This window comes from Candidatus Chordibacter forsetii, from assembly GCF_964187505.1.
Classification (GTDB): domain Bacteria; phylum Verrucomicrobiota; class Verrucomicrobiia; order Opitutales; family Seribacteraceae; genus Chordibacter; species Chordibacter forsetii.
Window position 1 is genome coordinate 1 of sequence record NZ_CAXLML010000177.1, and the last position, 10,785, is coordinate 10,785.

A 10,785-nucleotide genomic window follows, 5' to 3' on the forward strand; every position below is an offset into this window, starting at 1 on the left:
GGATTTTATCTTATTTGGATGATTGGAAACATGATGATCATATCACTTGGGAATCTAAGGAATGGATGCGAGTATGTATTAAGATTGTCCCTCAACCAGTAAAGCAGGGAATGTTGATTAGTTTAAAAACTCACCTTGAGTCCGAGTCTATGGGCCCGAAAGAGGGCTTTACTACATTTTTAAAAGGAACCCTATCGGGCAAGTGTGCATTGTGGGGTTTCTCTTATGCAGAAAAAGAAATGCGTTGGGATGACATCTTAATTCTTACCCGCTAATCCTGATGAAGTAGCTATAAATTTGTTTTTAAAGATTCACTTGCCATTTTAACGATCTTTTAGAACCATTTGTTCTTTTTATTTTTGCCCATGCATTCTCTTTGCAAAACCCTATTTTTTACCAGTGGATCTGTTGGTCTTTTGTTAATGGTGTTTATTTGGTCAGCCTTACATTACGGCCTATTTCCTTTGAATCACTTAATCGAGGCTTTATTGCAGCAGAAGTTTGCTGGATATACATTGCCTGAGTATTTCTTTATGCCTGAACAAATAAGTGCCGGTGAAAGGATCCATTACCTGAAAATTATTCTGACCATTCTGGTTTCTGCTGGGTCCACATATCTAATCCTTTTGAGTTATTTACCCAAAGTTTCTTTACAAATTAGATCTTTGAGCTTTGCAATTTCTATTCATTTACTCGCTTTTCTTGGCCTTTTTTGGTTTTGCTTGATTGAAGGTAACGAGGTCATCGACAAACAGGAAAGGTTGGCCATCTTTGTTTTTACTGCTGTAACCTACTTAACTGGAATTTTCTCCCTTTGGTATGCTCTACGCCCAAAAAGAAAATTTGTTCAGGACTTTGTCGCATCTAAAATTCCTAATTCTTTGCCAAAAGCCTCCGAAACCAAGAAGAAAACGAGTGCTCCGAATGAATTGGATTCAGATGTAATTGAGGAAAAAGAGAGCGAATCTACCTCCAAAGATCAAACGATTGAATCTTCTGAAGATGCAGGGAAGAAAGAGTTAGGGAATGAGGAGAATTTAGAGGATAATACATTGGAGAAAGCAGTGGAAGCCGTGGATGAGTCGGGTGAACAAATTGAGCAAGATACCGATGTCGAAGTTAATTCTGAACAGACTAATGAAGAAGCACCTCAGAACTTGGAAGAATCTTCAGTGAGTGTCCAAGCACCAAGTTCTAATGAAGAAGAGAATATGCTTTCAAATGAAAGCGAGATGGTAGGCGAGGATGTGGATCAGGTTGAGGATAGTAATGCCACTGAACCCTCTTCCCCCAATACGAATGAATCGGAAGAGCCCAAGGCTGTATGATTAGTAAACTTTTGAATATTTTATTCGTACTCCTTCTTGGTGCCTTTTCCTTGTATTTGATTCAGGGCGCGTGTTTTCGTTTGGTTGAGCCCTACGCTAAGTTACGACTTGGATTAGCTTGGGGGTCTTCGGATACAACGAAAATGAATTCGATTATAAGTAAGTTGCCATTAGATCATTTTGCTCAACCCCCGATCAAAGAAGGCTTCGACATTCTTAAGGAAGAGCTAGCTTACGCTCGTAAAATAATGAGTTTTAATCGCCCAGCCCGTGATCGTTATTATAATTATGTTCGTTCACAGGTTGACCCCTTAAGGAATTTCGAGATTACAAATTTGGGCATGGTTAAAGAAGTTGTTCTGCCCGGTTTAAGACGTCCCGCGACTTCCCTTGATGTAGCTAATGGTTTGGCCAGAAGAGAAGGACTCCCGGTCGACTTTTCAAAAGCCCTTTTTGTAAGGGTGATTCCACAGACTTCCCGCTTGGTTTACGAACAGTCATTTGGCCAATGGGAAAAAGCATTTGCCTTTTTATTAAATCATGGAATTTCCTGTGTCCTGTTAAGCCCAAAAAACTCTGAGGAATTATCAACTCAACTTAGCTATTTGCAGGCTCAGCATTCAAACTTCTGTGAAAATATTTTTGCTTATGCGGAAGGACAAGCAGTTGGACTTCTTGACAATGCGGTCAATGGGAACGAAGAAATTTCTATTCGATGTTTAATTGTTAAAGATCCAAGAGAAGAAGTTCTCCTTAGCGAACAACCTAATCCGGTCTGGTTTATGGGAATAACGAGCCAGGTGGAAGCGGATGAAAAGGTGCTCTTGTCCATGACCAAGCGTGCCCAACTATATAGAGACTCTCCATTGGTTTTTCATTCACGACTTTCAGGATTAATTTACGAAGAATCCAAATGGGAAAACCTCGCACTAACCTCTTTTCCCATGTCCTACATTCTAAACTGCCTGGAGTTTTATCCGGATTCATTACCCTTTGTGCATGAAGTTAAGGAAATGGCGGAAAATAATGTATCTTCATCCCTCGCGGGTTTAGGTAAGCCTAGCCAAGAGATTGGGGAAATTTCATCCCTGTCTATTGATGATTTTGAGTACTCAAACCCGGAGCCTAATTTTGACTGCGAGGTCGTTCGTGAATACCGCCAAATAAACAAGGGAGATGCAGGAGTTGCTGATTTGACTAATCGGGAGTTAGTGCTTCAGATTGGTTCCTCATTCGAGGAAATGGGGGTCAATGTTTTGGAGCAAATTGCTGATCAGGATCCGATGTTTTATCGCTTTTATTTATCTCTTAAAGAGATTGGAACATCTCAGAATTAGTCTTTCCATTATTTGGACTAGGGTTGCTTGCAATTATTTGGCCTAAGTTAGACCGCTGAAAAGTTTTATATTATCCAATTTAGCGATTTCATTCACTTTGAAATTACTTAAGGTTATGATCCTTGAAATTTACTCAAATGATACAAAATAATAAATTATTCTTTTTCGTTTTATGCCAATTCTTATTTGGGGTTTGCTCCCAAGCAGAGGATAAAAAAGTGGTCTTTGTGGCTGGACCTAAGAGTCATGGATTTTTTGCTCATGAACATGCTGCAGGTTGTAAATTACTTGCCGAGCATTTGGAGGCAGCTAATTTGGGTATTAAAACTGTAGTAGTAACCGGAGGTTTTCCTCAGGATCAATCCGTCTTCAACGATGCAGATGCAGTGGTGGTTGCTTGCGATGGTGGTGTTCGGCACTTGTTAAATAAAAACTTAAAAGAATTTGATGAAGTGATGAAGCGGGGAGTAGGACTAGCTTGTATCCATTATGGAGTGGAAACAACAAAAGGTCCTGCCGGAGATCATTTTCTTAAATGGATTGGTGGATATTTTGAACCTTATTGGTCGGTCAACCCAGTTTGGAATGCAGCATTTAAGCTTCTACCCAGTCATCCTATTACTCAGGGGGTCATGCCCTTTACTATGCAGGATGAATGGTACTATCATATGAGATTTCGTGAAGCGACTTCTGCAATTGGATCAATCGTTCCAATCCTTTCTGCTCATCCACCAGAGAACACCATGAAACGGTTGAAACCCGGAGTGGATAAACATCCTCATCATGGTAACCCTGATGTTGCCGATGCAGTCCTTAAGCGCAAAGAAGCCCAGCATGTGGCATGGGCTTATCAGCGCGGCGAAGATTACAACTATGGAAGAGGCTTTGGCTTTACTGGAGCGCACTTTCACGAAAATTGGGCGTCCTTAGATGCAAGGAGACTGGTGCTCAATGCCATTGCTTGGATTGCGAAAGTCGATGTTCCAAAAACGGGAGTTCCCAGCAAAGAAGTGACGTTGAAAGACCTGCTCCGAAATCAAGACTTCCCAAAACCAGAAAATTGGAAAAATCAAAAGAATGTCGAACAGAAAATGGCTAGCTTTAGGCTTAATTAATCATGTTCCTTTTCCACTGCTGGTTAAATCGTTTACTGAGGGATGAGTAATTATTTCGAGATCATCACCTTTTAAAATTAATGAATACCAAAATTTTATGCGTGGATGATGAGGAATCGATCCTCAAAGGCTTTCAATTAAACCTTAGGAATAAATTTGAGCTACATTTGGCCTCTGATGGACAGGAAGGCTTAGAGCTATTTCAAAAGGAGGGCGGTTTTGCGGTTGTACTATCCGATATGAGAATGCCTCGGATGAACGGGGCGGAAATGCTAGCAAGGATCAAGCAAATAGATGATGAAGTGGTAACAGTTTTACTAACGGGGCATACAGACTTTGAATCTGCCATGGCTGCGGTCAATGAAGGCAATGTCTTTCGTATGCTTTCCAAACCTTGTCCTGTCGAGGTATTGAAGAAGGTCCTGACAGATGCAACTGCTCAATATGATCTAATTACGGGCAAACGTATTTTATTAGACAAGACTTTGCGTGGCGCAGTGGATGCCCTTGCCCAGTCGCTGGCTACAATTCAACCTTTGTTTTTTGGACGTGCTCAAAGGGTGAGAAGGTTAGCCAATGGATTGGCAGAAGAAATAAAACTTAATGATTCTTGGCGCGTTGGTGTTGCAGCAGTCTTTTCTCAGTTAGCTTATCTCTCAATTCCTCAGCACTTGAGTGAGTCAGTATATCACCGTAAAGATTTGAACCCTGAAACTAAGGCGATCATGCGAGACCTCCCAGAAGAAACCTTGAAAAGTGTTGCCCTTATTCCAGGACTCGAAGATGTCAGGGAAATTCTTCAACGAACCGATATTCAGCCCAAGTTTGAGCTCGATGATGGTTCGGGAATTCGAACTGCAGCATCGATACTTCGAGTCGCCTTAGATTATGATTATTATCAGGAACTTGGTCATGAAGACCCCCTCATTGTAAAAACGTTTCAATCCAGGCAAGACACATATGATCAAAATATAGTCGCAGCTTTGGCAACCTTCTTAAATTCCGATGCGAGTAGTTATAAGTTAGAAGAGGTAGAGACGCGTAATCTTGTTGAGGGAATGAGGTTAAAAGAAGATTTACTTCTCGAAGAATCGATGCTCATCGCTTCTTCTGGAGCAGATATTGATCGAGCGTTGTTAAAAATTATTAAAAACTATAGTTCCTGTTATTCTGATTTTCCTTTTCCCCAGAAAATTCAGGTTTTGATTCCTGTTGCTTAATTGAATTAACCGTAATCGAATGAACTGTCGTTCATGAAGGTTAGATCTTATATAGGCTTGCTTTCCGCAGGTAGTCTCGGAGGTGCGTTGATTGTCGGTATTGTCGGTTGGTTGATATTATCTGGCATTAATCAATCCAATAGAGAACTAGAACAGGAAAGCCGAAACTCTGGAGATTCATCCAGCGAATATTTGGATGCTCATGCTTTTCTATCCGCAACCCGTGGATGTTTTGAAGCCTTTGAAATTTATCCGCAAAATTTCACTGGGATCTTTGGGGTGGTACGCGACCGGATTGTTCTGGCGAAAGAGGGGCTGAATTTATTGTCGACAAAATATGCTGCCAGTTATTCTGAGAAAAATATTCGAGTTTTAGCTGCTGGAATTAGGGAGTTGGAAGTTGCCGTTTCTTTGATGGAGAAAGCAGTTAAAGCTGATGCAAATAAAAGAGAGACTTTAATCCAGAGTGCGGAAAAAAATTATCAAGATGCTCGAGAAACTCTTTCCCAAAATCTAAACACATTGGAGTCTGGGGCAGAGCTGCGGATGTTCAAATCAAAGCAATCGATGGAGCAAAGACTTTTGGCCTTACGCGATGAAGAGTCTGCTAATATTTTGATGTTCTTTTTTGTTAGTGGACTGTACCTGATATTAGTGGGTTCATTAGCTATGGTTACTTACAAGAGTTTTGCTAGCCCCATCCGAAAGCTTGAGGCAGCAGCAAAAAGTTCAGTTGATCATAATAAACCTTTCAATTTAAGGGAGTCTGGACCTTACGAGATTCGCTCTGTTACCAAGCGACTTCGAGGATTGATTGGAGGATTGGAAACAAGAGTGAAGAAAAGAACTGCTGCTTTGCAAAAGAGCAACAACCAGTTAAAGCAAGAGATGCAACAGCGAATGGAGCTGGAAACTCAATTGGTTCATGCCCAAAAAATGGAAGCTGTTGGCCAATTAGCTTCAGGCATAGCTCATGAAATAAATTCTCCTTCTCAGTTTGCTAATGACAATGTACTTTTTTTAAAAGACGCAACCGATGGCTTTATTAAAAAGTTAAACCAATCTCCAGATGCTCCGGATGAGGGCGAGATTGAGTTCTTCAAAGAAAATGCACCTGAAGCAGTAGAGCAGGCTGCGGAAGGCATCTCGCGGATCACCACGATCGTGAAATCGATGAAAAATTTTGCATATCGAGATGCGGAATCGGCTAAAAGAAATAATGATTTGAACCAGGCAATCCGTTCAACCGTGGTGGTAGCTACAAACGAATGGAAGTACCATGCAGAACTAGATCTCCGCCTTCAGGAAGACTTACCTATGGTGCCATGCAATATTGGAGAAATTAATCAGGTTGTCTTAAATCTAATCGTCAATGGAGCCCATGCGATTCGAGACCGTTTAAGCGAAGGGCAAAAGGGTAACTTAGTTGTGACCACTCAGCATTATCCGGATGCACAGTGTGTGGTTATTGCGATTGCGGACAATGGGGGCGGTATCCCCCCCAAGGTACAGGAACGAATTTTTGAACCATTTTTTACAACAAAAGAAGTAGGTGTTGGAACTGGGCAGGGCTTGGCTATTGCTCACAATGTAATTGTAAAATCACATGAAGGACAAATTTGGTTTGATAGCAAAGAGGGTGTGGGTACTACTTTTTATATCAAACTGCCCATGATTCAGGCTAAAATGGAGTAATGAATAATCGCTTTACTGCACTTGCTCTCAGGGCATGGCGGATCTTTTCGTTCTCCATTATTTTTTTAGCGGGATGTGAAGATGCTATTAATACTCAAGAAAATAACATCCAGGAAGGTGTAAGATTCTTTGAAATGGATGAGATTAGAAAAGAAGCGTTACCCGTTATAATTAAATTGGCCAAAAAAGAGGGCTTGATACGGATTGAAGCTGGAGAATTTATTATGGGCAGTCCATTGGGAGAAGTGGGGCGAAAACCAGATGAATTAAGAAATCGAGTAAAAATTTCTCAACCATTTTGGATAAAAAAATTTGAAGTTACTCAAGAGGACTGGAATAAACACGTCGGAAATAACCAATTAAAGGGCGATCCGGTTTTTAATTTAAGTAGTAAAATACTTAATGAAATTTGTTCTTCTTCAGGTTATGCGGACGGCAATTTTTCTATTATCGGTTTTCAGGGTGAAACCGGGAAAGAAATCTTTTTGGAAGAAGCAATGCTTTCGCACGGTTCGTGGAAAACTGCAAAAAGCCCCAGGAATTATCAAGTGAGCAATCAAAAATTTAATGATTTAACCGATCTTCTGGATTTCTTGAATTCTAAGAATCTTCAACAAATTGATCGGATGGAAAAATTTAATCCAGTTTCCCGCGTCTCTTATTCCCAAGTGGTTGCTTATTGTTGGGAAAAAACTCAAAGGGCTCGACTAAATGGTTCTCTTCCAAATCCTTTTGTTTTTCGATTACCGACCGAGGCGGAGTGGGAGTATGCGTGCCGGGCAGGAACAATTGGTTTTTGTGGCATTGGCGAAGAAGACTTGTTGTCAGGAGAAAACGCCAATATTGATGGCTCGATAAGAGGTTACATAATAGATCAACGCCCCAAGTCTGAATTTAGCGATGGTGGATTATTTACCCCTATTTTTCGTAAGGGGTATGTACCTATTCGCCCATTTCGTCCAATTTATCCTTCAAATGCCTGGGGCTTGCACGACATGCATGGGAATGTTTTGGAGTGGTGCTATGATTTCTATGGACCTTATCCAGATGACAACCTGACAAGGATTGATCCAATTGGACCCATACGGGGTAGCTATCGTATTGCAAGAGGAGGTAGTTTTGTCCGTACCGCACATGATAGCAGGTCTGCAGCAAGGTTTAGTTATGAAGCTTCCTACCGAGGTTCGGAGATCGGCTTTAGGTATGTATTGGGTTTACCCCTGAGGTGACCTTGTTAAGGCAACTCCTTAATCCACTTGTTTAATACCGGTAGCACTACGGGTGTAGGAAGAGCATAGCTGGTAACACGGTCAATTCTTGCTATATTAATACCCACACAGTACCCGTTTAGATCAAAGATTCCTCCACCCATCATTTCTTTAAATAAAGGTAGGTCATGCTGAAGAATCATGGGAAAATTGTCTTTTCTTTTAGATACTGGGCCACTCATCAAAAGGTTGCGGTTAAACATATCAAAAGCGACCTCGCGGTGTCCCAGCGTTATTCTTAATAGGCTTTCTTTTTTTCTTCTTTGAATGGAAAGAGTGAGTAAATCTCCGGGGTCTTTTTTCTTAACAATTTCATAAATTTGTTCAGTTGTTCGGACCGTTCTTCCATCCACTCGTATAATACGGTCCATCACTTTTAAACCACCTCGGTCTCCCGCTGCATGAGGAAGCACTTCTAAAACCTTAATACCCTTGGTAGATGAATTACTTTCTTCCAAAATTACACCCATTACACCTCCTTCTCGACCGATGGAGCGTGACTTGGCAGAAATTACCCCGAAGGTTAGTCCGGAAAGGTCTTTATTTCCCGAAATCGCCCAATTTCCAATCTTGGTTTTGTTTAAATCATTATGCCAATCTGCAAATGGCCAAAGTTTCGATGAATCTGTAATCTGCCAGAGAGCAAGGTCGGTCTTCTCATCTCTTTTGCGTATACGAATAGGCAAATACTTTCCTGAATATGACATGGCATATCTTGCACCCATACTTGAACTGGCCTTGGAAAGTAAATAGCCTTTCGGATTAACCATTATTCCATGGGAAATAAGTTTATCATTTCGATAAAGGCCCCAAAGCAAATCCAAAACCTCGGCTCTCTTCTTTCCTGTCGCTTCATTCATCAGAGATCCATTTATGCGATGTGAGGTGTCCAGGACGTCAAAATCAGGGGATGTTGCGAGAAGCCCTTTAAAACTAAAAAAAACCAGAAAACATGACCATTTGAGAAAGTTCATTCTTTTGCAGGTCTTTCTCCGAGAGTCAGGCGAACAGAAATTTCTCTACCCTTGTGAAGGTAATCAATAATTACCATCGATCCAGGAGGTTGTCTTGAGATGAGGATGGTTAATTTTTCCCGAGTGTCCAAGGGTGTGTCATTAAGCCTTAGCAAAAAATCCCCCGGTCTTATTCCTGAACTTTCCGCGGGAGTCCCTGGAATTAATTCCAAAACCTCTAATCCCTTGCTAGCTTCTTCGCATGAAACACCGAGGAATCCCCCTCCTTGTAAGGATCCATAAGTGAGGATATCTTCTTCCAAGAAATAGTTCCAATTGGAAAGAAACGATTCAATGGGAGTGTGAAAATTTTCATCAGAATTTTGAGAAATTCTACTGTGTATACCAATGACTTCTCCAGATAGAGAAAAGAGAGGGCCTCCGGAGTCTCCACCAAGAAGTCGACAATCTGTTTGAATTGTCTCATCTTTTTTTCGAATGAGTCGTCCGAGACGCAGGACCATGCCCCGTTCATTATCAAACCCACTCGGGTGCCCCAAGGCAAAACACCAATCCCCAACCACAGATTTATTGGCAAGAGCCATGGTTGCGTGTGGCCAGGGACCACCTTCCGTAATCTTCAACATCCCGGCATCTGATAATTCTGACCCCCCGAGGCTAATCGCTTTCACCTTATTTCCATCAGGAAAAACGACGGTCATTTCTCTGCCCCGCTCTTCGATCACATGGGCTGCAGTGAGAATTAATCCTTCCGGAGAAACAATGACTCCACTACCTGCTCCCTCGATAGCCTCAACAGAAACAACAGTTTCTCGTACTTCAGATAATTGTTCATGAAGTTGCTTCTGAATGCCAAGCAGATCATCAATAGAATGTGGGATCCGTTTATTCCAAGGTTCGGTGTTAGAAGCATCAATTCCCCAAAGCTTATTTGGAGCTAAAGCAGCCAAGATAAAAAGGAGGAACCAGTGATAAGCTGTACTTCCCTGTGCTTTATTCACTTTCTTCAACAAAACTTAAAAATTTTTGGGCAGTTTTTAAGAGTGGTGACTCTTTTCTTAGGTATGGAGAAAAATTAGAAACCAACTTTTTACTATCGGATTTATAAAAAGAGTAATACAAACCTGCCCAAGCTGAATGCGGATTTGTACCCTTCATCCAATAGACTAAGTCAGGTAGATAATCTTTGTTATTAGCTTTCGAAAGAATGTGCATACTTGTATCCATGTTTTCTCGCTTAAGATAAGATACTTCCATCTGTACTCCTTCGTATGCTTCAAAATTTTCGATAGCCGAATTTAATAAATCTTGAGCTCCTGAGATCGCATAGATTTTTAGCCGGGGTGAATGTATCCAATGGTCTGCACTTATTCCGGTCCATCCTTCAAGAGCAAATTCAACTTGTCCTTTGGTAGGGGCGTTTAAAAATCGGAGGAAAGAAAGGGTAGGTGAACTTTCTTTTACTCGTTCTGGGATCCAACTGATAAGTGGCTGAGGTGAGTTTTTAGCTTCATTTGGAAGCGGCTGGGGGGCAGAAAAATAGGCAACAGACCCACGGTTTTGCCAATTGTTTTGAGTAAATAAAAGATTTGTTTTTTTTGATTTCAAACAAAGAGCAAGATTCCAAGTAACTGCTTTCTTTTGTGGGCCTTTAAATAAGTGGTCCATGATTTCACTATGACTCCGATAAGTCGCTTGAACAATGCAGGCAGCTTCCTTTTGGTATGCCTGACGAATCTTTTCGAAGGGCCCTTTACACTTTTCCAAGACAAGTACCCGAATGACTGGGAGGTCAGGCGATTTGGCCATCTTTTCCCAAACAGCAAGCATGCATACAAGTACAAATAT

10 protein-coding genes are annotated in these 10,785 nt (G+C 41.3%); 7 read left to right on the plus strand and 3 right to left on the minus strand.

What is annotated here, in order from left to right; all coding sequences use genetic code 11:
* The 7 genes from ACKPQ4_RS07495 to ACKPQ4_RS07525 all read left to right on the plus strand — a co-directional run.
* Positions 1 to 275, plus strand: a 275-nt coding sequence (locus tag ACKPQ4_RS07495; RefSeq protein WP_407680568.1) for a hypothetical protein, incomplete at its 5' end; no start/stop codon positions are given.
* Between the two features lie 258 nt (positions 276 to 533).
* A complete protein-coding gene (locus tag ACKPQ4_RS07500; RefSeq protein WP_407680569.1) occupies positions 534 to 1,328 on the plus strand; it encodes a hypothetical protein in 795 nt (264 codons plus the stop codon).
* Positions 1,325 to 2,665, plus strand: coding sequence for a hypothetical protein (locus tag ACKPQ4_RS07505; RefSeq protein ID WP_407680570.1), 1,341 nt, complete (start codon positions 1,325 to 1,327; stop codon positions 2,663 to 2,665). Before ACKPQ4_RS07500 ends, ACKPQ4_RS07505 begins: the two co-directional genes overlap by 4 nt.
* Positions 2,666 to 2,802: 137 nt before the next feature.
* Positions 2,803 to 3,780, plus strand: coding sequence for a ThuA domain-containing protein (locus tag ACKPQ4_RS07510; RefSeq protein WP_407680571.1), 978 nt, complete (start codon positions 2,803 to 2,805; stop codon positions 3,778 to 3,780).
* 80 nt (positions 3,781 to 3,860) lie between these two features.
* Positions 3,861 to 5,000: a response regulator gene (locus ACKPQ4_RS07515; RefSeq protein ID WP_407680572.1), complete on the plus strand. Its 1,140-nt coding sequence runs from the start codon at positions 3,861 to 3,863 to the stop codon at positions 4,998 to 5,000.
* 33 nt (positions 5,001 to 5,033) lie between these two features.
* Positions 5,034 to 6,695 carry a sensor histidine kinase gene (locus ACKPQ4_RS07520; protein ID WP_407680573.1) on the plus strand — a complete coding sequence of 554 codons (1,662 nt, stop codon included), beginning with the start codon at positions 5,034 to 5,036 and terminating at the stop codon, positions 6,693 to 6,695.
* Positions 6,695 to 7,924, plus strand: a complete 1,230-nt coding sequence (locus ACKPQ4_RS07525) for a formylglycine-generating enzyme family protein (protein ID WP_407680574.1) — start codon at positions 6,695 to 6,697, stop codon at positions 7,922 to 7,924. The genes ACKPQ4_RS07520 and ACKPQ4_RS07525 overlap by 1 nt, the downstream gene beginning before the upstream one ends.
* A gap of 5 nt (positions 7,925 to 7,929) precedes the next feature.
* Here ACKPQ4_RS07525 and ACKPQ4_RS07530 read toward each other — a convergent pair whose 3' ends face one another.
* The 3 genes from ACKPQ4_RS07530 to ACKPQ4_RS07540 form a co-directional block, all read right to left on the minus strand.
* Entirely contained in the window at positions 7,930 to 8,823 is an 894-nt protein-coding gene (locus ACKPQ4_RS07530) for a PDZ domain-containing protein (protein ID WP_407680575.1), read from the minus strand.
* 110 nt (positions 8,824 to 8,933) lie between these two features.
* Positions 8,934 to 9,938, minus strand: coding sequence for a S1C family serine protease (locus ACKPQ4_RS07535; protein WP_407680576.1), 1,005 nt, complete (start codon positions 9,936 to 9,938; stop codon positions 8,934 to 8,936).
* Positions 9,931 to 10,785, minus strand: an 855-nt coding sequence (locus tag ACKPQ4_RS07540; RefSeq protein ID WP_407680577.1) for a hypothetical protein, incomplete at its 5' end; no start/stop codon positions are given. The genes ACKPQ4_RS07535 and ACKPQ4_RS07540, both read right to left, overlap by 8 nt.

Coding starts and splice junctions, on each gene's coding strand:
- ACKPQ4_RS07500 (WP_407680569.1), top strand. CDS start 534: ATGCCTGAACAAATAAGTGCCGGTGAAAGGATCCATTACCTGAAAATT.
- ACKPQ4_RS07525 (WP_407680574.1), top strand. CDS start 6,695: ATGAATAATCGCTTTACTGCACTTGCTCTCAGGGCATGGCGGATCTTT.
- ACKPQ4_RS07515 (WP_407680572.1), top strand. CDS start 3,861: ATGAATACCAAAATTTTATGCGTGGATGATGAGGAATCGATCCTCAAA.
- ACKPQ4_RS07530 (WP_407680575.1), bottom strand. CDS start 8,823: ATGAATGAAGCGACAGGAAAGAAGAGAGCCGAGGTTTTGGATTTGCTT.
- ACKPQ4_RS07520 (WP_407680573.1), top strand. CDS start 5,034: ATGAAGGTTAGATCTTATATAGGCTTGCTTTCCGCAGGTAGTCTCGGA.
- ACKPQ4_RS07505 (WP_407680570.1), top strand. CDS start 1,325: ATGATTAGTAAACTTTTGAATATTTTATTCGTACTCCTTCTTGGTGCC.
- ACKPQ4_RS07510 (WP_407680571.1), top strand. CDS start 2,803: ATGATACAAAATAATAAATTATTCTTTTTCGTTTTATGCCAATTCTTA.